Annotated in this window: 20 protein-coding genes; 13 read left to right on the forward strand and 7 right to left on the reverse strand. The window is 32.1% G+C overall.

Translation table 11 applies throughout. The annotated features are described in order from the left end of the window. Positions 1-38: 38 nt before the first annotated feature. The 3 genes from smpB (at position 39) to FND99_RS13980 (ending at position 2,309) form a co-directional block, all read left to right on the forward strand. Positions 39-494, forward strand: coding sequence for an SsrA-binding protein SmpB (gene smpB, locus FND99_RS13970; RefSeq protein WP_026729458.1), 456 nt, complete (start codon positions 39-41; stop codon positions 492-494). An 82-nt stretch (positions 495-576) separates the two neighbouring features. Further along, entirely contained in the window at positions 577-1,215 is a 639-nt protein-coding gene (locus FND99_RS13975; RefSeq protein ID WP_144338564.1) for a DUF4136 domain-containing protein, read from the forward strand. A 92-nt stretch (positions 1,216-1,307) separates the two neighbouring features. Next, positions 1,308-2,309, forward strand: coding sequence for a helix-turn-helix domain-containing protein (locus tag FND99_RS13980; protein ID WP_144338565.1), 1,002 nt, complete (start codon positions 1,308-1,310; stop codon positions 2,307-2,309). 28 nt (positions 2,310-2,337) lie between these two features. On the opposite strand, the gene FND99_RS13985 is transcribed toward FND99_RS13980, so the two are convergent. Then, positions 2,338-2,979, reverse strand: coding sequence for a protein-L-isoaspartate(D-aspartate) O-methyltransferase (locus FND99_RS13985; RefSeq protein WP_144338566.1), 642 nt, complete (start codon positions 2,977-2,979; stop codon positions 2,338-2,340). 211 nt (positions 2,980-3,190) lie between these two features. Between FND99_RS13985 and FND99_RS13990 the strand changes: the two genes are divergently transcribed. The 10 genes from FND99_RS13990 to FND99_RS14035 all read left to right on the forward strand — a co-directional run bounded on the left by FND99_RS13990 (position 3,191) and on the right by FND99_RS14035 (position 12,053). Beyond that, on the forward strand, positions 3,191-4,156 hold the full coding sequence (locus FND99_RS13990) for a Gfo/Idh/MocA family protein (RefSeq protein ID WP_144338567.1): 966 nt from the start codon (positions 3,191-3,193) through the stop codon (positions 4,154-4,156). An 89-nt stretch (positions 4,157-4,245) separates the two neighbouring features. After that, positions 4,246-5,133: a 3-hydroxyacyl-CoA dehydrogenase family protein gene (locus tag FND99_RS13995; RefSeq protein ID WP_144338568.1), complete on the forward strand. Its 888-nt coding sequence runs from the start codon at positions 4,246-4,248 to the stop codon at positions 5,131-5,133. A gap of 12 nt (positions 5,134-5,145) precedes the next feature. Continuing rightward, positions 5,146-5,805, forward strand: a complete 660-nt coding sequence (locus FND99_RS14000; protein ID WP_144338569.1) for a YggS family pyridoxal phosphate-dependent enzyme — start codon at positions 5,146-5,148, stop codon at positions 5,803-5,805. An 84-nt stretch (positions 5,806-5,889) separates the two neighbouring features. Next, on the forward strand, positions 5,890-6,237 hold the full coding sequence (locus tag FND99_RS14005; RefSeq protein WP_144338570.1) for a four helix bundle protein: 348 nt from the start codon (positions 5,890-5,892) through the stop codon (positions 6,235-6,237). A 103-nt stretch (positions 6,238-6,340) separates the two neighbouring features. Continuing rightward, the gene (locus FND99_RS14010; RefSeq protein ID WP_144338571.1) at positions 6,341-7,702 is read left to right on the forward strand and encodes an exonuclease domain-containing protein; all 1,362 of its coding nucleotides are present in this window, start codon (positions 6,341-6,343) and stop codon (positions 7,700-7,702) included. A gap of 30 nt (positions 7,703-7,732) precedes the next feature. Further along, positions 7,733-8,575, forward strand: coding sequence for an ion transporter (locus FND99_RS14015; protein ID WP_144338572.1), 843 nt, complete (start codon positions 7,733-7,735; stop codon positions 8,573-8,575). A gap of 156 nt (positions 8,576-8,731) precedes the next feature. Continuing rightward, the gene (gene miaA, locus FND99_RS14020; protein WP_144338573.1) at positions 8,732-9,655 is read left to right on the forward strand and encodes a tRNA (adenosine(37)-N6)-dimethylallyltransferase MiaA; all 924 of its coding nucleotides are present in this window, start codon (positions 8,732-8,734) and stop codon (positions 9,653-9,655) included. A gap of 49 nt (positions 9,656-9,704) precedes the next feature. Beyond that, complete coding sequence (locus tag FND99_RS14025) at positions 9,705-10,367, forward strand: DUF4198 domain-containing protein (RefSeq protein ID WP_144338574.1); 663 nt, start codon at positions 9,705-9,707, stop codon at positions 10,365-10,367. A gap of 2 nt (positions 10,368-10,369) precedes the next feature. Beyond that, positions 10,370-10,972 carry a hypothetical protein gene (locus FND99_RS14030; protein WP_144338575.1) on the forward strand — a complete coding sequence of 201 codons (603 nt, stop codon included), beginning with the start codon at positions 10,370-10,372 and terminating at the stop codon, positions 10,970-10,972. 334 nt (positions 10,973-11,306) lie between these two features. Continuing rightward, positions 11,307-12,053: an acyl-[acyl-carrier-protein] thioesterase gene (locus FND99_RS14035; protein ID WP_144338576.1), complete on the forward strand. Its 747-nt coding sequence runs from the start codon at positions 11,307-11,309 to the stop codon at positions 12,051-12,053. Positions 12,054-12,190: 137 nt separating this feature from the next. Here FND99_RS14035 and FND99_RS14040 read toward each other — a convergent pair whose 3' ends face one another. The 6 genes from FND99_RS14040 to recN form a co-directional block, all read right to left on the reverse strand. Further along, on the reverse strand, positions 12,191-12,907 hold the full coding sequence (locus tag FND99_RS14040) for a response regulator transcription factor (RefSeq protein WP_144338577.1): 717 nt from the start codon (positions 12,905-12,907) through the stop codon (positions 12,191-12,193). A 3-nt stretch (positions 12,908-12,910) separates the two neighbouring features. Next, a complete protein-coding gene (locus FND99_RS14045) occupies positions 12,911-14,497 on the reverse strand; it encodes a sensor histidine kinase (protein ID WP_144338578.1) in 1,587 nt (528 codons plus the stop codon). Positions 14,498-14,556: 59 nt separating this feature from the next. Continuing rightward, the gene (gene coaE, locus FND99_RS14050; RefSeq protein WP_144338579.1) at positions 14,557-15,153 is read right to left on the reverse strand and encodes a dephospho-CoA kinase; all 597 of its coding nucleotides are present in this window, start codon (positions 15,151-15,153) and stop codon (positions 14,557-14,559) included. A 1-nt stretch (position 15,154) separates the two neighbouring features. Continuing rightward, positions 15,155-16,153 (reverse strand): glycosyltransferase, encoded by a 999-nt coding sequence (locus FND99_RS14055; protein ID WP_144338580.1) that lies wholly within the window; start codon positions 16,151-16,153, stop codon positions 15,155-15,157. Positions 16,154-16,278: 125 nt separating this feature from the next. Next, positions 16,279-17,469 carry an enoyl-ACP reductase FabV gene (gene fabV, locus FND99_RS14060; protein ID WP_144338612.1) on the reverse strand — a complete coding sequence of 397 codons (1,191 nt, stop codon included), beginning with the start codon at positions 17,467-17,469 and terminating at the stop codon, positions 16,279-16,281. A gap of 105 nt (positions 17,470-17,574) precedes the next feature. Next, positions 17,575-19,227 (reverse strand): DNA repair protein RecN, encoded by a 1,653-nt coding sequence (recN, locus tag FND99_RS14065; protein WP_144338581.1) that lies wholly within the window; start codon positions 19,225-19,227, stop codon positions 17,575-17,577. Positions 19,228-19,246 lie beyond the last annotated feature (19 nt).

Here is a 19,246-nt window from a genome sequence, read left to right on the forward strand (position 1 = left end):
ATCTTATTTTTTTTCAATTTTGTTTTACATTTGCAGTTATGATAAAATCTGTCAACATACTTAATAAAAGAGCCCGATTTGATTATGAAATAATCGATACCTATACTGCTGGAATTGTTTTGGCTGGTACCGAAATCAAATCTATTCGATTAGGAAAAGCAAACATCACAGAAAGTTTTTGCGAATTTAGCGGTATGGAGCTTTTCGCCATCAATACCTATATTGAAGAATATTCTTTTGGAAATCAATTCAATCATAAATCCAGAAGTGAAAGAAAATTGCTTTTAAACAAAAAAGAATTAAAAACATTACATAAAAGTGTTCAAGCAAAAGGACTTACCATTGTGCCTTTGAAATTGTTTACCAACGAAAAAGGACTGGCAAAACTACAGATTGGCCTTTGCAAAGGAAAGAAAAACTACGACAAACGCGAATCATTAAAAGAACAAGATACAAAACGCGATTTAGACAGAATTAAAAAAGCTTACAATTAAAAACGCTTTTTAATTTTCTCTAAATGATGAGTTTATAAATATTTTATCGTTATTTTTACTAGAAACAATATAACTGTAAAATATGAGAAAGTATCTAATCTTGTTAATTATTGTACTGTCCCTTTCAGGTTGTGGCAGTAATACTTCAATCGTAAACAGCTGGAGAGATCCAGACGTAACTGTTGCTCAAGAACAATTCAAAAAAGTTTTAGTTGTTGCTTTGGTAAAAGACGAAGCATCGAGAAGAATCACAGAAAATAGAATTGCAGCAAGCAATCCTGTATTCAAAACTTCTTATCAGTATTTAAATGCGACAACACAATTAACTCAAGAGCAAAAGTTGAAAATCCTGCAAGATGAGAACTTTGATGGCGTCGTTACTATGCGTTTAGTTAGCAAGGAAAAAGAGACTACTTATGTACCGGGTACTTATACCGGAATGTACTATGGCGGTTTTGACGGAATGTACACTGGAATGTACGGCTATGGTTTCGGGAATTGGTACGGCATGTATTCGCCAAATTTTTATGATCCAGGTTATTACCAAGAAACGACATCATATATGGTTGAAACCAATATCTTTTCTTTAAAACAGAACAAATTAATCTGGACAGGAACTACAGAATCACAATACGTTACAGATCTTGGACAAACCGTCGACGCAATTATGCAGGCCGTTGTCAAAGAAATGAGAAAGGACGGTTCTTTACCTCCAAAATAAAATATTAAAAAGCAACTTTAAATGTTGCTTTTTTTTTTATGACTAAATGAATGACTATTTTTGTCAAGACTCAAAATTTCATCAACAAAGAAATGAAATCACTTTTAAAAAATGCGAGAGAACAAAAAGGGCTAAAAACTCGTGAATTAGCTCAAATGGCTGAGATAGACCAAGCATTGATCAGCAAATTTGAATCGGGAACCCGGAAACCTACTAGAGATCAAATTATCAAGCTTGCCCAACTTTTAGAAATTGATTACGAAACTTTAATGATTGCATGGCTCAAGGAAAAAATTCTTTTCGAAATTGGCGATGAAGAATTTGCCTTGAAGGCGCTTTTATTAGCGGAACAGGAAATTCAAAATAATTCAAAAAAGAACAACTCAGTACTTTTATCTTCAGTTCAAATAGTTTTAGACGAGATCGAAATATTAAAAAACAAAATACAATCTCTGAATCATTTTGAATTACGTCAAATATCAAAAACTTTAGAATTAAACTTTGTTTTTAATAGTATTCAATTAAATGAAAGTCCGCTGACATTTGAAGAAACAAAATCTATTATAAATGACGGTTTAACGATTGCTGGAAAAAGTATTCAAAATCATCTTGAAGCCATTAATTTTCAAGAAGCAACATTGTTTATAAAAGATTTAAACCAGAAGAAAATTCATGTAAATGAAAAAGATTTCCTTGCGCTTCATTCTTTAATTTTTAAAGGAATTGAAGTTGAACATTTAGGAAAATATAAAGACGATTCATTAGTTGCACGTGAAATGAGTTTGTTTTTTAATTGGTATGAATCGAATAAAAATAATCTTCATCCAATAATTCTGGCATCAGAAGCTAATTTAAAAATACTTGAAATTAGTCCTTTTGCAAAAGGAAATCTTCAAATGGCTAATTTGATATTGAATTGGATTTTACTTCAAAACAACTACACTTACGCATCTATTGAAATAAATAATATAAAAGAATATTTTTCTGCTTTGGAAGAAAGCCAGATCAAAAATGACAAATCCGTTTTTGTTAATTATATTCTCAGAATTGAAAAAGAAAATTTAAAACAGGCTTTAGATTTAGTCCAAAAATAATAAAGCCCGATTAAATCGGGCTTTCTGTCTAATTTTTATCTTCCAACAAAGGAACAAATCTAAATTCTCCAAACTCATGTTTTTCAAATTGAGTTTCATTTTTTCTGATTAATAAAGTCATAATCTGAATATCTTCTCCTAACGGAATAACGAGCCTTCCCCCTATTTTCAATTGTGCCATTAATGGTTGCGGAATAAATGGCGCACCTGCAGTAACTATAATACTGTCAAATGGGGCGAAATTTGGAAGTCCTTTATAGCCATCTCCAAAAGTGACATGTTTTGGACGGATATTTAATTTTGGAAATAAATTTGATGTCGTTTTAAACAATTCATTCTGTCTTTCTACAGTATATACTTTTGCTCCCAAAGCAAACAAAACTGCAGTCTGATAACCAGAACCTGTTCCGATTTCTAGAACTTTATGATCTTTCTTGACTTCAAGCAATTGCGATTGAAAAGCGACTGTGTAAGGTTGTGAAATTGTTTGTCCTGCGCCAATTGGAAATGCTTTGTCTTGGTATGCAAAATCCTCAAAACTTGAATTTAAAAAAAGGTGTCTAGGGATTTTTTTTATTGCATCTAAAACAGCTCTATCAGTAATTCCTTTTTGCTCTAAAGTGCTTACTAATTGATTACGAAGTCCTTGATGTTTGGCAGTATCTTTCAAAATGGGTTGTTTTTGTTTTCGCAAAAATAAGAAACAAAACAGGATTTCAAATATTGATTTTTAAATATTAAATTAATAACGTAGAAGGTCAAAAGCCGAAAGTCAAAAGTCAAAACTGACAATTTACAATTCATAATTCACAATTCACAATTAGTTAAATTCATTTTTACTTTCAACAAATAAATTCTATTTTTGTTTAAAATACATTCTCATGTTAAAAGTAGGAGTTTTAGGTGCTGGTCATCTTGGTAAAATACATTTACGCTTATTACAACAATCTGACAAATATGAATTAGTTGGATTTTACGACGAAAATCAAGAAAATGCCGAAAGAATTTCAAAAGAATTTGGCTATAAAAACTTCAGTACAATTGCAAAACTTATTCACGCTGTCGACGTGATTGATATTGTAACTCCAACCCTTTCACACTACAAATGTGCAAAAGTTGCGATCAAATCTGGAAAACATATCTTTATTGAAAAACCAATCGCCAACACTGTTGAAGAAGCTGAAGAAATTATTGCTTTAGCTAAAGAATACAATGTAAAAGGTCAAGTTGGTCATGTTGAGCGTTTTAATCCCGCTTTTATTGCGACAAAGGATTTGATCGAGAACCCGATGTTTATAGAAACACATCGTTTGGCTGAGTTTAATCCGCGCGGGACTGATGTTCCTGTGGTTTTAGATTTAATGATTCATGATATTGATGCTATTTTAAGTGTTGTAAAATCTAAAGTGAAAGATATTCACGCAAGCGGTGTTTCAGTAATTAGTGATACGCCAGATATTGCCAATGCTAGAATCGAATTTAAAAATGGCTGTGTTGCTAATTTAACAGCTAGCAGAATTTCATTAAAGAATATGCGAAAGTCCCGCTTCTTTCAAAAAGACGCTTATATTTCGGTTGACTTTTTAGAGAAAAAATGCGAGGTTGTTCGTATGAAAGATGCGCCAGAAGTTCCAGGAGATTTTGATATGATTCTTCAAAATGCCGAAGGTGTTAAAAAACAAATCTATTTTACAAATCCAGATGTAGAGCAAAACAACGCAATTCTGGATGAATTAGAATCTTTTGCACACGCTATCAGTACTGATACAACTCCGGTTGTAACATTAGAACAAGCTACAGATGCTTTGCGCGTGGCTTATCAAATTATTGATTGTTTCAATAAATAGTAAACAAAAAAACAAAATAAATTAGCCACGAATGCACGAATTAATTTGTGAATTCGTGGCTAAAATCATAAATAAAATATCAAATCAAAATGAAAACAGTAGCTGTAATTGGAGCTGGAACAATGGGTAACGGCATTGCACATACTTTTGCACAAAGGGGATTTACCGTAAAACTAATCGACGTTTCAGAAAAATCATTAGATAAAGGAATGGCAACAATAGCGGCTAATTTAGACCGCATGCTTACTAAAGGAACAATTACTCAAGAAGATGTTGCTAAAACAATTACCAATATTATTACTTATACTGATATTAAAGACGGTGTTGTTGGTGTTGACCTTGTTGTCGAAGCTGCGACTGAAAATGTAGAATTAAAACTGAATATTTTCAAGCAATTAAACGATGCTTGCTCTCATAACACTATTTTGGCAACTAATACTTCATCAATTTCGATTACACAAATCGGTTCTGTTGTAGCACATCCTGAGCGCGTTATTGGAATGCACTTTATGAACCCCGTGCCGATTATGAAATTGGTTGAAATCATTCGTGGATACAACACAAGTGATGAAGTAACTAAAATCATCATGGATTTATCTGTAAAATTAGGTAAAGTTCCTGTTGAAGTAAACGATTATCCAGGTTTTGTGGCAAACAGAATTTTAATGCCAATGCTAAACGAAGCAATTGAAACGTTATACAATAAAGTTGCCGGAGTTTATGAAATTGACACGGTAATGAAATTAGGAATGGGACATCCAATGGGACCGCTTCAATTAGCCGATTTTATTGGTCTTGATGTTTGTCTTGCGATTTTGAATGTGATGTACGAAGGATTCAAAAACCCAAAATATGCTCCTTGCCCACTTTTAGTAAATATGGTTAGAGCCGGAAAACTAGGTGTAAAATCTGGTGAAGGTTTTTATGATTACAGCGAAAGCAAAAAAGCAGAGAAAATTTCGAAGCAGTTTTTATAAAAAAGAAATATCATGTCGATTCAATCGAACTTAAATACAATTAAAGCAACTTTACCTGAACACGTAACCCTAGTTGCCGTTTCTAAAACTAAACCTGTTTCTGACTTATTACAAGCCTATGAAGCTGGACAACGCATTTTTGGAGAAAATAAAATCCAAGAAATGACCGAGAAATGGGAACAAATGCCAAAAGACATTCAATGGCATATGATTGGTCATGTTCAGTCCAATAAAGTCAAATTCATGGCGCCATATGTAACTTTGATTCATGGTGTTGACAGTTTGAAATTATTACAAGAAATCAACAAACAAGCTTTAAAAAATAGTAGAATTATAGATTGTCTTCTTCAAATGTATATTGCTGAGGAAGAATCTAAGTTTGGCTTGGACGAAAATGAATTAAACGAACTTTTAACTTCTGTTGAGTTTAAGGAGTTGAAAAATATTCGTATCTTGGGTTTAATGGGAATGGCAACTTTCACAGAAGACCAAAACCAAATCAAAAAGGAATTTACACATTTAAAATCGATTTTTGATTCGATAAAAGAGCTGAAAACTGAAAATTGTAATCTGAACACTATATCGATGGGAATGTCCGGAGATTATCAATTGGCAATAGAATGCGGCAGTACAATGGTTCGTATTGGAAGCAGTATTTTTGGAGGACGATAATTTTTCAATATCAATGGCAATTTCAAAAATCAATATCAATGGCAATTTTAAAAATCAATATCAATTTAAAAGAGGAAATCTTAAATGGAAAAAATATTCAATTTTGAAGATCGCTTAGTTCGTTTTGCAGGAGAATGTATTTTCTTTACAAGACAATTAGAGAGACTATTTGAAAATGAATATTATAAAAATCAATTAATTCGATCATCAGGAAGTGCATCATTAAATTTTGGAGAAGCACAAGGTACAATAACTGACAAAGATTTTGTTTTTAAAGTTTCATTAGTTGTAAAAGAGTTAAAAGAGTCTAGAAACTCATTAAAAATTTTAGATTATATTAAAGAAGGCGATAACGGTAAAAGAAGCAAACTTCTAATTGAAGTAGAGCAATTAATCGCAATTTCATCAAAAATGATAATAAATAAAAGATAATTTTTCAATTTCAATGACAATGGCAATTACAATAACAATTTTCAAAATTGATATTGAGTTTTGATATTGTAATTGCCATTGATTTTTGACATTGACATTGAATATGTACGCGATATTAGACATAGAAACCACTGGAGGACAATTTAATGAAGAAGGAATTACTGAAATCGCCATCTACAAATTTGATGGACATGAAGTAGTTGACCAATTCATAAGCCTTGTCAATCCCGAAATTCCGATTCAGCCTTTTGTTGTAAAACTGACTGGAATCAATAATGCTATGTTGCAGTCTGCTCCAAAGTTTTTTGAAGTTGCAAAACGTATCATCGAAATAACTTCAGACTGTGTTATTGTTGCTCATAATGCCTCTTTTGACTACAGAATTCTTCGTACAGAATTCAGACGTTTAGGGTATGATTTCGAAGCTAAAACACTTTGCACAGTCGAATTAGCTAAAAAATTAATTCCAGAACAACCTTCATACAGTTTAGGAAAGCTAGTTCGTGCACTTGGAATCCCAATGGCCGACAGACATCGCGCCAGCGGAGACGCCATGGCAACAACAAAGCTTTTTAAAATGCTTTTGGAAAAAGATGTCGAAAAAACAATCGTAAAAGATTTTATAAAACTGGAAGTCGAAAAAGGAATTGCACCAAAATTCCTTGATCTTTTAAGCCAAATGCCAACTAAAACTGGTGTTTATTATATTTATAACGAAAGTGGATCTCTGATTTACATTGGCAAAAGCCAAAATATCAAAAAAAGAATCAATCAGCATTTTACTGGTATCACCACAAAAAGCAAAAAAATTCAAGCCGAAGTTTTCACCATAACTTATGATGAAACCGGAAGTGAATTAATTGCGCTTTTAAAAGAAAGTGAAGAAATAAAAATTAATCGTCCGCGTCACAATCGCGCTCAGCGAAAAACAATTTTTCAATATGCTTTGTATGCCGAGAAAGATGAGCAAGGATATTTGAACTTAAAACTTGAAAAAGCTGACGGAAGAAAAAAAGAAATAACTTCTTTTGCTTCCTTACAAGAGGGAAAAAATGCACTTTTCAGATATACAGCAAAATATCATTTGTGTCAAAAACTTACCGGATTATATCAAACTAAAAAAGAGTGTTTTCAGTATAAAATTAAAGAATGTGACGGCGCATGCATTGGCGAAGTTACGCCCGAAATTTATAATTTGAGAGTGCAACAATTCATTTCTGAAAACAGTTTTGAAAACAAAAGCATGATTCTCATTGATAGAGGCCGCAATATAAATGAGCGAAGCGCTGTATTAATAGAAAACGGGATTTATAAAGGTTACGCTTATTTTGACCTTAATTATCAGATTACTAATATCGATATTCTAAAAAATATCCTGACTCCGATGCAACATAATCGCGACGTCAAAAACATCATTCAAAGTTATATTCGTAAAAGTAAATCGTTAAAAATTCTTCATTTTTAACACCGCAAAACTTTCATTATCTTTAATGATATGAAAAAGCAAAAATCGCAATACGAGATATTTAGAGAAAAAGTCAAAATTATCCTTTATGGTACAAATACTATTTTAGGACGAATGTTTGATTTAGTCCTTCTTGGACTCATACTTCTCAGCGTGCTTTTGGTTATGCTTGACACCGTCGAAGGAATTAACCAAAAATATCATAATCAGTTACTTGTATGCGAGTGGATTATAACTGTATTTTTTACTATCGAATATATTTTAAGAATCATTTCCATTCAGAAACCAGTAAAATATATTTTCAGTTTTTATGGAATAATCGATTTGCTAGCCATTTTGCCAATGTATCTTTCGATATTTTTCCCAGCTACAAACGTGCTCACAATTGTTCGCGTACTTCGTTTTTTACGATTATTCAAAATTCTGCATATTCCTCAAATCTCGCATCAATCTGCACAGTTAAAAGAAGCGCTCGACAACAGCAAAGAAAAGATTCTTGTTTTTATCTATTTTGTCGTTATTAGCGCTGTCATCATTGGATCATTAATGTATGTTGTAGAAGGCAAAGAAAGTGGTTTTACCAGTATTCCAGTCGGAATTTATTGGTCAATTGTAACTTTGACGACCGTTGGTTATGGAGATATTTCACCAATTACGCCTCTCGGTCAATTCTTAGCATCACTCGTAATGATAATGGGTTACGGAATTATCGCTGTCCCAACCGGAATCGTAACGGCCGAATTTGCCAAAACAAGCTTAAGAAACAGTGCAGTAAGCACAAAAAAAGCATGCACAAAATGCGGTGCGCAAGTTCATTTTGATAATGCAAAATATTGTTATCAATGCGGAAAAACATTACCTAATAATTTATGAAGCTAATCCAGCTGTACTTTGCAACTCCTCCTTATCTTTGTTGTTTTTTTAAAGGCATAAAAGGAGCTTCTCACGAAACATCGGGAGTCGCTCTTTACACCAAAAAAACTAACAAACATAAGTCCGGGGTTTCCATTTCCATCTGGGCTAAAAAATATGAAATACTTAATTACCATTGTCGGACCAACAGCTATAGGCAAAACAGCCTTGAGTATTGCTTTGGCACAACATTTTCAATGCGAAATCGTCTCTTGCGACAGCCGTCAGTTTTTTAAAGAAATGACAATTGGAACAGCAGTACCAAGCCAAGAAGAATTAAATTCGGCAAAACATCATTTTATTCAAAACAAATCCATTTTTGAAAATTATACTGTTGGCGATTACGAAAAAGAAGCTTTAGCCAAAATTGAAGAACTATTTCAAAACAACGATTTTGTAATTCTTATTGGCGGTTCAGGATTGTATGTTGATGCTGTTTTAAAAGGTTTCGACGAATTTCCTGAAATTGATCCAAAAGTCCGCGAAGAAGTAAATTCCAATTATGAAAAATTCGGAATTGAATATCTTCAGGAAAAATTAAAAGATTTAGACCCTGATTATTATCAAAAAATCACATTAGAAAATCCGCAAACTTTACAAAATCCGCAACGAATGATGCGTTTTGTCGAAGTTTGTATTGGAGCTCAAAAGCCATATTCTTCATTCCTAAATCAAAAGAAAAACAATAGAAACTTCACACCTATTTTAATTGGTTTAGATGCCGAAAGAGAAATAATTTACAACCGAATCAATCAGCGTGTTGACATTATGATGAACGAAGGCTTATTGGAAGAAGCAAAATCCGTATACCCAAACAAGGCTTTAAATGCCCTGCAAACAGTGGGTTATAGAGAATTATTCAGTTATTTTGATGGAGAATTTAGTTTGCCATTTGCCATAGAAGAAATCAAAAAAAATACCCGAAGATTTTCTAAAAGGCAATTGACGTGGTTTAAACGAAATGAAAGCACAAAATGGTTTGATTACAATACAGATAAACAGACGATATTTGATTACATAAATTTAAAATTGAAAAGCTAATTTTCTTACAAGATTTTATATATTTAGACTTGTTTCAAATTTGCTCCAAATGAAAAAAATCCTACTTCTAATTTTTACTCTTTTACTGAGTTATTCGTGCGAAATTCAATACGATGGCGAGACCAGAATCGTGGTTCAAGGTCAATTAATTGATAGAAATAATAATCCGCTGTCAGATAAAAAAATTACGATAACGACATATTCTGACGACACATATGGTGGAAGCGATTTAATCAGCTACGCTAATACAGATGCTGAAGGGAGATTTACTTTGGTTTTTCCTGCACCAAAAAGCGAAGAAATTTTTATACAGACCTCAATAAACGAACATCAAAATAACGGACTTCAATCTAAAATTATAAATGCACTGAAGAAAAATTTCAACAATTATAAATTAGATCTTAAGCAAGTTGTTTTATACGAAACAAAAGACATTTCCCAATTAGACATTCTTTTAAATAAAGTATCTACAAACAAACAAATCACAAATATTCATATTGAAGGTTTACAAGCTGGTTATTTTACTGATTTAACGACTGAAATAAACCAAAATCAATTGCTTACTACTCGCTTTGATGTAATTAAAAATCAAACCATAAATTTAAGTTATACACTCGTCGATTATACAGATCCCATAAAGACTGTCACTACAAATCAAAAAGCTGTTATCGAGATCAATTCTGAAAATGTAATCCACACTATAACTTATTAATTATGAAGTTCAAAGTTTTATTCTTCTTATTCTGTTCGTTTTTTTTGCAATTTTCATATAGTCAGGAAACTGAAAATAAAAGCCCCGTTAAATTCAATCATGATTTTCGTATAAATGCGTTAATTCCGTCTAATTACGGCGACAACTTTTTAGCAAAAGCCAATGATGCAAAATTAGGAATTGGAATGAATTTCAGCTTTTTGCGTATTTATGATTTTAAGCTTGGTATCGGTTATGATTATATTCCTTATTCATCAACTGATATTTCTATGACAGGAAATATAAAAAACGCTGATTATCAAACCGTTTATGGAGATGTTGCTTATGAAATTAAAATAACGGACAAGCTCAATATTGAGCCTTATTTTGGTTTTGGAGGTCTAGAACTAAAATTTAGATCAGACGCAAGGGATTTTGGAAATCAAACCGGAAGCAATTTCAGAATTGGTTTTAATACCGATTATAAACTTGCCAAAAGATTATCAGGATTTATTGGTATTTGTTATTTAGGATCCAAACTGGACATTAGTACGTCTCCAGAATTTGTTTCCTTTTATCACAACGCAAAGATGTTTCAATTCAATATTGGTTTAAAAATTCACTAATTTTGCGAAGGAATAATCAAATGTTATAATAGTTAAATCTCTACTGTATAAAATTGAAATTTTTAAAACTAATAGGAAATATTGTCGTTCTTTTTTGCACAGCTATTTTAACAATAACGTTTTCGATTGCGCTAAAGGAAAAAATTGAAAGACCGAATTTTAAAAATTTAAATACGAAAGAGTTCATATTATTTGGAATTCTACTATTGGCTCTAATTTTTGTTAACCTAAAAATAGTAATATCATTTTTCAAAAAATCCAAAACCTAAATTTATTTCTGTTAATCATTCTTAGATATAATCTAAAATCAACAATCTAAAATCTAAAATTAAAAATGCCAATATCTCCTAATTTCACGTCAGTTTTAAGCAAAGACTGGGAAATCAATTTTACACAATGTACGCCAGCCGGTTTCTTAAAATATACTGATTTGTGCAATATTTTGCAATTAACCGCAGCAGCACATTCAGAAGTTGGAGGAATTAGCTTTTATGATATGCAGGAATTTCACCAAGCTTGGGTTTTAAGCCGAATGCGCGTGGAAGTTCATGCTTTACCAAAATGGCAGGATGTTGTAACCGTAAAAACCTGGATTAACAGTCTAGAAAATTCACGTTCGGTTCGTGCATTAGAAATGTATGTAAACGGAAAAAAAATAGTGGGTTGCGAAACCTATTGGGCTGTTTTTAATACACGAGCGCGTCGTCCGGAAGCTTTGGCTTTGCCTTACGAGCATTTCGAGTTATTCCCAGAAAACAGAGCAACTGAAGAAGGTTTTTCGAAAATAAACATCAACCACGAAAAAGAAGCAGTTTTTGAAAAAACCGTTTATTTATCTGATTTAGACATTGTAAACCACGTAAATAATGTAAAATATTTGGAATGGTGCCTTGATCATGTTGATTCAAAAAGAATCATGAAACAAGAAGTTAAAAGTTTCGAAATGAATTTCATGAAAGAGCTTTCGCTAAAAGACAATGTAGTTATTCACGAAAGCGAAGATGATGATCACACTACCGCAACTTTCAGCATTACAAAAGACGAGAAAACTTGTTTTGCTTTGGAATTGCATTGGAAATAAATTTCTCGTACTTCACTTTTTCGCAATATTGTCATTTCGACGCTCGGGAAATGACAAGGTTGTACAGAATTTCACTCTTCTAAACATAAAAAAAGCTCTGATTTCTCAGAGCTTTTATATATTATTTAGGATGAATATTATTCAGTTACCTTGCTTTTTACAACTAATCTGAATCCTTCTCCGTGAATGTTTAAGATTTCAACATCTTCATCTGCTTTTAGATATTTTCTAAGTTTAGCGATGTAAACATCCATACTTCTTGAAGTAAAGTAGTTGTCATCTCTCCAGATTTTTGTCAATGCTAATTCTCTTGGCATTAAATCATTTTCATGAAGGATAAGCATTTTAAGCAATTCATTTTCTTTTGGAGACAATTTAATTGGCTCTTCATCTTGGAAAGTCAAGAATCTTAATTTTGAATTTAAGTGGAACTTACCAATGTTAAACTCAAATTGCACTTGCTCCGCTTTATTATCTGCAGATTTTCTTTGGATAATCGCTTTGATTTTCATCAATAGAACCTCTGAATCAAAAGGTTTATTTAAATAATCGTCAGCACCAGCTTTATATCCTTTCAAAACATCCTCTTTCATTGATTTTGCTGTCAAGAAAATAATCGGCACTTCGCTGTTTTTCTCTCTAATTTCTTTGGCTAAAGTATAACCATCTTTATAAGGCATCATTACATCAAGAATGCATAAATCATATACATCTTTCTTGAATTTTTCGAAACCTTCCATACCGTTTTTAGCTAAAGTAACTTCAAAGTCATTTAACATTAGATAATCTTTAAGAACTGCCCCAAAATTTAGGTCATCTTCTACTAAAAGTATTCTTTTGTTACTATTTTCCATATTTTAATTTATTAATGGTATTTTTATTATAAAGGTGCTACCTTTTCCTTTTTCGCTTTCTACATAAACTTGACCATTGTGATCTTCTACGATTCTTTTTACATATGCTAGACCCAATCCGTGTCCTTTCACATTATGCAAGTCTCCTGTATGTTCTCTGTAAAATTTCTCAAAAACTCGTTTTTGGGCTACCTTACTCATACCAAGACCGTTATCTTTCACTTTTATCAGAATCATGTCTTTGACATTTTCTGTAAAAATTTCAATTTCTGGAATACCAGGTGAATATTTTATGGCGTTTTCTAAAATATTAACCAAAACATTTGTAAAATGCACTTCATTAACCAAACATGTTGTTCTAGAAGCATTGAAATGTTTGACCACTGTTCCATGTCTATCTTCTAAAATCAGATTTACATGTTCAATTGCATCATCAATAATATCATGAATTGCAGTCGGTTCTTTTGTGATATCCAATTCTCTTTTTTCTAATTTCGAAATACGAAGAACGTTTTCAACCTGCGCGTGCATTCTTTTATTTTCATCCCGAATCATCTGCAGATATCGATACACTTTTTCTTTATCCTCAATAACTTTCGGGCTCTTTATTGCGTCGAGCGCTAAATTTATAGTCGCAATTGGCGTTTTAAACTCATGCGTCATGTTGTTTATAAAATCTGTTTTTATTTCAGATATATGTTTTTGACGCAATAATTGATTCAGAGCACTTGTATAAGCTATTATTATAATAAGCGTAAAAACAATCGATAATATTGTAATACTCAACAGCTCTGACAGCAAAAATCTCTTTTTATAGGGAAATGTTAAAAACAACTCATACTTGCTATTTCCTTCATTATCAGTATAAATTGGAACATGATAACTTAAATCCTTGTCATAATGAAATCCATCCGATTTAACCTTTGTTGGCAAACCACTATTAAGAACACCAAATTCGAATTTGGTTTTTACACCATATTCTTCTAATTCTTTCTTTAATAGCTTATAAAGTTTGTCTTTGGTAATTCTGCCTTCAATAGGAGTCAGCGAAGCGATATCTTTGTATTGAATTTGCTGCTGTACTTTGTTTAAGATATCTAAACTGCCCGATTTTTCAATTTTCAAATCAGGAATAATGGTCTGTCCTAAAGAATTATTATCAATTCCGTTATTGTTATTATAAACTTCAGTTACACGTTTTGAACTGAAATTCTTAAATCTCTCACTGCTGAATTTTTTATTAAAAAGCGATCCGCTTATATCATAATCTTCAGAAGTCAGCGTGTTTGAATATACAATAGTTTTATTTGTTTTTGTATTTCTCTGAACGTACAAAACCTCCAGTAAATCCTCTTTTTTAGGAATTTTACCAGTGCTGTCTTTTATACGATTGTATTTGTCATAAAAACTGTATTCTTCTTGTTGCTCAAGTTTATCAGCAACATTTCCAATTACTTGAGTAACGTGGTATTTAAATTGCTCGTCATTATTTTTGAACGAAGAATTGAACCAAAACACTTGAACCAGAATTATCCCAATCAAGGACAAACTCATCAGCAAAACAAGTATTCTAAAAAATAATTTATTCATCGAAACAAAATTAATATTTTAACAATATACTAAATAATACATTAACCAAATATTAACATTTAAGACTGATTTTGTTTAATATTTAAAATTTTAAGAATTTTAACAACTTCTTCCTTAGCAATTTTAAGATTTACGTTATTAATAATAAAATTACTCTTGGAAATGCGATCTTCATCTTTCCATTGCATTTGCATCCTGCTTAAAACTTGCGCTCGAGTGGTATTATCGCGTTTTAAGACTCTTTCAATTCTGACTTCTTCTGGGGCGGTAACCAAAATTATATAGTCACAGTCTTTATATCGGCCGCTTTCAAACAATATTGCGGCTTCATAAATTACATATTCATCATTTTTATGTTGTAAAAGCCAAGATTCAAAATCTTCCTTTACTGCCGGATGCACAACTGCATTCAGTTTTGCTAATTCAGCTGCGTTATTAAATACAATTTCAGCAAGTTTTGCTCTGTTTAAAATATTGTTTTCAAAAAGAGATTCTCCAAATGTTTCTTTTACTTTCTTTATAACTGCATCAGACTGCATGACAGTTCTTGCTGCATCATCGGCAATATAAACGGGAATTCCCATTTCTTTGAAATAATTCGCAATAGTTGTTTTACCACTCCCTATTCCACCCGTTAAACCAATAACTTTTGTCATCTTAAACCTTAAAAAACATACGAGGAAACGCTTCTTGCGGTTTTTTCTTTAAAAGAATAATTTTTACAAATGATTCTAAAAATCCCGTTCCGTAACCATAAAATTGTTTCCAAACTGCTATTACAGAAAGATATCCAATCTTAATACTTTTATTCTGGATACTCGATGTAAGAAAAATAATAACGAAATATACGAAATATAATTGTAATAAAATATCAATATTGAAAATTAACAATAAAAAAGCTAATAATAATCCGAACAAAAAGCATGTTGGAAAGAAAAAAGTAAGCTTATTATGTTCTGGATACCAACTATTTAATATTGGTCTTGCTATTCCAAATTTATGTACTTGTATTGAAAATTTTTCCCAGTCAATTCGGCGTTTATGATACACATACGCTTCTGAAAACAAACGAGTTTCAAACCCTAAATTCCATAAACGAATTGACAAATCTGGATCTTCACCTGGATGAATATTCCCAAAACCTTTTGAAACCAAAAATGCTTTTTTAGAAATTCCCATATTGAAACTTCTTGGCTGAAACTTATTGATTGTCTCAGAACCACCACGTATTCCTCCGGTCGTCAAAAATGACGTCATAGCAAAATTAATCGCCTTCTGAATACTTGAAAAACTATCTAATGCCTTATCTGGACCGCCAAAACAATCCACGTATTCTTTATCAAGCGCTTTTCTAACCTCAGTTAAATAATTTGGCGGAATAATGCAATCTGAATCAAAAATGATGAAATAATCACCACGCGCTTTCTGCATTCCGAAATTTCGCGAATCGCCTGGACCTGAGTTTTCTTTAAAATAGTAAGATATATTTAGTTTTCCTTGATAATTCATTACAACATCTTTGCACGGGATCGATGAGCCGTCTTCTACAAGGACTATTTCAAAAGGTTCATTATAATCAGATTTTGAAAGACTTTCTAAAAGTTCATCAACTTCATCTGGACGATTATACACTGGTATAATTAAAGAAAAAATCATAATGGGATATGCGGTATTAGAATGGCAATATTTTAAATTTCAAAATTTTAACAAAGATAGGCTATATTCATAAAAAAACCACCAACTTTTGGTTGATGGTTTTCATTTTATATTTTCAAATATTGTTATTTGATACTTTCAATATCAACTACTTCATTTGCCTCAGCTTTATAATCAACTCCAGCAAATTCAAATCCGAATAAATTAAGGAAATCATTTCTGTATCCAGCTAAATCTCCAATTTCTGGCAATGTTTCAGTTGTTGCTTCTTCCCAAAGTTTAGCCACTTTTGCTTGAACATCGTCTCTCATTTCCCAGTCATCAATTCTGATTCTTCCTTTTTCATCAACAGGAACCTCAGAACCATTGTATAATCTGTCTTGGAACAAACGCTGAATCTGCTCAATACATCCTTCATGAATTCTTTCTTCTTTCATAATTTTATACAAAAGAGAAATATATAAAGGAATAACTGGAATCGCAGAACTCGCTTGAGTTACTAATGCTTTATTTACAGAAACATAAGCTTTACCTCCAATTGATTTCAAACTGTCAGTGATTGTAAATGCAGTAGCCTCTAAATCATCTTTTGCACGTCCGATAGTTCCTTTACGGTAAACCGCTTCAGTCAATGATGGCCCGATATAAGAATAAGCAACAGTAGCTGCACCGTCAGCCAATAAATTTTCTGCTTTTAGAGCATCAATCCACATTGCCCAATCTTCACCTCCCATTACAGCAACTGTGTTATCAATATCTTCCTCATTTGCAGGAGCAATTGAAACTTCAGAAACTTTTCCTGTATGAAAATCAACTGTTTTATTTGTAAACGTCTGACCGATAGGCTTCAAAACCGAACGATGCGTAACACCTGTATTAGGGTTTGTACGCACTGGCGAAGCCAAACTGTAAATTACAAGATCAACTTGTCCTAAATCAGCTTTGATCAAATCAAGCGTTTCTCTTTTTATTTCATTTGAAAAAGCATCTCCATTGATACTTTTTGCATATAGACCTGCTTTATGAGCTTCTTTTTCAAATGCTGCAGAATTGTACCATCCTGGTGAAGCCGTTTTCCCTTCAACTGGCGGTTTTTCAAAAAACACTCCAATTGTTGACGCGCCAGACCCAAAAGCACTTGTAATTCTTGAAGCCAATCCGAAACCTGTTGATGCTCCAATAACCAATACTTTTTTAGCACCAGCAATCGATCCTTTTGATTTTACGTATTCTATTTGATTTTTAACATTTTGCTCGGCTCCGTCTGGATGTGCAGTCAAGCAAATAAAGCCTCTCATTCTAGGTTCTATAATCATATTTTCTTGTTTATTCGTTAATATAGCAATCATCTATTCAGACAATTGATTAACTTATTTAGCTTTGTTTAATTCGTTTTGAGATCACAAATATAAAGTATTTCTTTAGTTCAACAAGGCCTTCGCATGATTTAAAGCCGAATCTGAGACTACTGCACCTGATAACATTTGAGCAATTTCGATAACTCTTTCGTCCTGAGACAAAAGCTTTAATTCTGATTGCGTATCATCATCAACTGTTGATTTGAAAACTTTAAAATGAGAATCTCCTTTTGCCGCAATTTGAGGTAAATGCGTGATAGCAAAAATTTGCATCGAAGTGCTCATTTCTTTCATTATTTCGCCCATTCTAATAGCAATTTCTCCAGAAACTCCTGTATCAATTTCGTCAAAAATCAACGTTGGAAGTTTTGAATATTGTGCTAAAATTGCTTTTACAGCCAACATAATTCGGGACATTTCTCCGCCTGACGCCACTTTTTTAAGCAATCCGAAGTCTGTTCCTTTATTGGCAGAAAATAAGAACTGTAATTCGTCTTTACCATTACTGAAATATGTTTCTGATGGTAGCAATTCAATATTAAAACGAACATTTGGCATCCCTAAAGTCTCTAAAATAGAAATCAATTTAGTAGACAAAACCGGAATCGCATTTGATCTATTTTCATGAATTGTTTTAGAAAAAGCATCTAATTCAATTACTTTCTGATCAATTATTTTTGATAATGAAGCTATTTCTTCTTCAATACTTCCTAATTCTAAAACGGTATTACTCAATTCAGCTTCAATTTGAATTAACTCATCAACTGAAGTTACCTGATGTTTCTTTTGAAGATTATAAATCAACTGTAATTTCTGGCTGATCATTTCTAATTGAGCAGGATCATTCAATAATTTCTCCGAACAATTTTGCAATTCTTTTGAAACATCATCAAATTCAATTGTCAAACTTATAATTCTTTCGAACAAGGTTTGATATTCTGGCGAAAACGGAGCAATTTTTTGGAGTGATGCTTTAACTTCATTTAAATTATGCAAAACACCAAATTGTTCTTCATTAGCAATTACTAATGATTTGTCGATTGCTTCTTTTATAGTTTCAACATTATTTAACTTCTCAAAATCAGCCTCAAGTTCTTCTTGTTCGCCTGATTTTAATTTTGCAACAACCAATTCATTCAATAAAAAAGTATTGTACTCCTGCTCTTTGCCAGAATCACTCTGTTTTTTCAGCAATGAATTTAATTTTGATTTATCTGCTTTATATGTTTTTAATAATTTTTGATATTCTAAAATAACATCTCCATTATTAGCAATAGCATCGATAATTTTGAATTGAACAGCTTCATCAGACAATTCTTGAGTTTGCTGTTGCGAATGAATATCGATTAAAAACAAACTCAAATCCTGCAACTCTTGAAGATTTACCGGACTATCATTTATAAAAGCGCGTGATTTTCCTGAAGGCAGAATTTCGCGTCTAATAATTGTCTCATCTTCATAATCCAAGTCATTTGCTTCAAAAAAATCTTTTAAATTGTATTTTGAAATTTCAAACTGCGCTTCAATTATGCATTTTTCTTCTTTGTTTTTTAGAGAAGTCAAATCGGCTCTTTTGCCCAAAACAAGTCCAAGCGCGCCCAAGATAATCGATTTACCAGCTCCCGTTTCACCGGTAATTATTGAAAATCCTTTTGAAAAATCAATAGAAAGTTTTTCAATCAAAGCATAGTTTTTAATCGACAGTGAAGTAATCATAAAATAATATGTAGCTATA

It is taken from the genome of Flavobacterium daemonense (assembly GCF_007341385.1).
In the GTDB taxonomy this organism is placed as follows: domain Bacteria; phylum Bacteroidota; class Bacteroidia; order Flavobacteriales; family Flavobacteriaceae; genus Flavobacterium; species Flavobacterium daemonense.

What these genes read in the sequence shown, in the direction of transcription:
- FND99_RS14010 (WP_144338571.1), top strand. Translation starts at nt 6,341, where the DNA reads ATGTACGCGATATTAGACATAGAAACCACTGGAGGACAATTTAATGAA.
- FND99_RS14015 (WP_144338572.1), top strand. Translation starts at nt 7,733, where the DNA reads ATGAAAAAGCAAAAATCGCAATACGAGATATTTAGAGAAAAAGTCAAA.
- FND99_RS14000 (WP_144338569.1), top strand. Translation starts at nt 5,146, where the DNA reads ATGTCGATTCAATCGAACTTAAATACAATTAAAGCAACTTTACCTGAA.
- miaA (WP_144338573.1), top strand. Translation starts at nt 8,732, where the DNA reads ATGAAATACTTAATTACCATTGTCGGACCAACAGCTATAGGCAAAACA.
- FND99_RS14030 (WP_144338575.1), top strand. Translation starts at nt 10,370, where the DNA reads ATGAAGTTCAAAGTTTTATTCTTCTTATTCTGTTCGTTTTTTTTGCAA.
- FND99_RS14045 (WP_144338578.1), bottom strand. Translation starts at nt 14,497, where the DNA reads ATGAATAAATTATTTTTTAGAATACTTGTTTTGCTGATGAGTTTGTCC.
- FND99_RS14025 (WP_144338574.1), top strand. Translation starts at nt 9,705, where the DNA reads ATGAAAAAAATCCTACTTCTAATTTTTACTCTTTTACTGAGTTATTCG.
- FND99_RS13995 (WP_144338568.1), top strand. Translation starts at nt 4,246, where the DNA reads ATGAAAACAGTAGCTGTAATTGGAGCTGGAACAATGGGTAACGGCATT.
- FND99_RS14035 (WP_144338576.1), top strand. Translation starts at nt 11,307, where the DNA reads ATGCCAATATCTCCTAATTTCACGTCAGTTTTAAGCAAAGACTGGGAA.
- FND99_RS14005 (WP_144338570.1), top strand. Translation starts at nt 5,890, where the DNA reads ATGGAAAAAATATTCAATTTTGAAGATCGCTTAGTTCGTTTTGCAGGA.
- FND99_RS14040 (WP_144338577.1), bottom strand. Translation starts at nt 12,907, where the DNA reads ATGGAAAATAGTAACAAAAGAATACTTTTAGTAGAAGATGACCTAAAT.
- recN (WP_144338581.1), bottom strand. Translation starts at nt 19,227, where the DNA reads ATGATTACTTCACTGTCGATTAAAAACTATGCTTTGATTGAAAAACTT.
- coaE (WP_144338579.1), bottom strand. Translation starts at nt 15,153, where the DNA reads ATGACAAAAGTTATTGGTTTAACGGGTGGAATAGGGAGTGGTAAAACA.
- FND99_RS13980 (WP_144338565.1), top strand. Translation starts at nt 1,308, where the DNA reads ATGAAATCACTTTTAAAAAATGCGAGAGAACAAAAAGGGCTAAAAACT.
- FND99_RS13990 (WP_144338567.1), top strand. Translation starts at nt 3,191, where the DNA reads ATGTTAAAAGTAGGAGTTTTAGGTGCTGGTCATCTTGGTAAAATACAT.
- FND99_RS13975 (WP_144338564.1), top strand. Translation starts at nt 577, where the DNA reads ATGAGAAAGTATCTAATCTTGTTAATTATTGTACTGTCCCTTTCAGGT.
- smpB (WP_026729458.1), top strand. Translation starts at nt 39, where the DNA reads ATGATAAAATCTGTCAACATACTTAATAAAAGAGCCCGATTTGATTAT.
- fabV (WP_144338612.1), bottom strand. Translation starts at nt 17,469, where the DNA reads ATGATTATAGAACCTAGAATGAGAGGCTTTATTTGCTTGACTGCACAT.
- FND99_RS14055 (WP_144338580.1), bottom strand. Translation starts at nt 16,153, where the DNA reads ATGATTTTTTCTTTAATTATACCAGTGTATAATCGTCCAGATGAAGTT.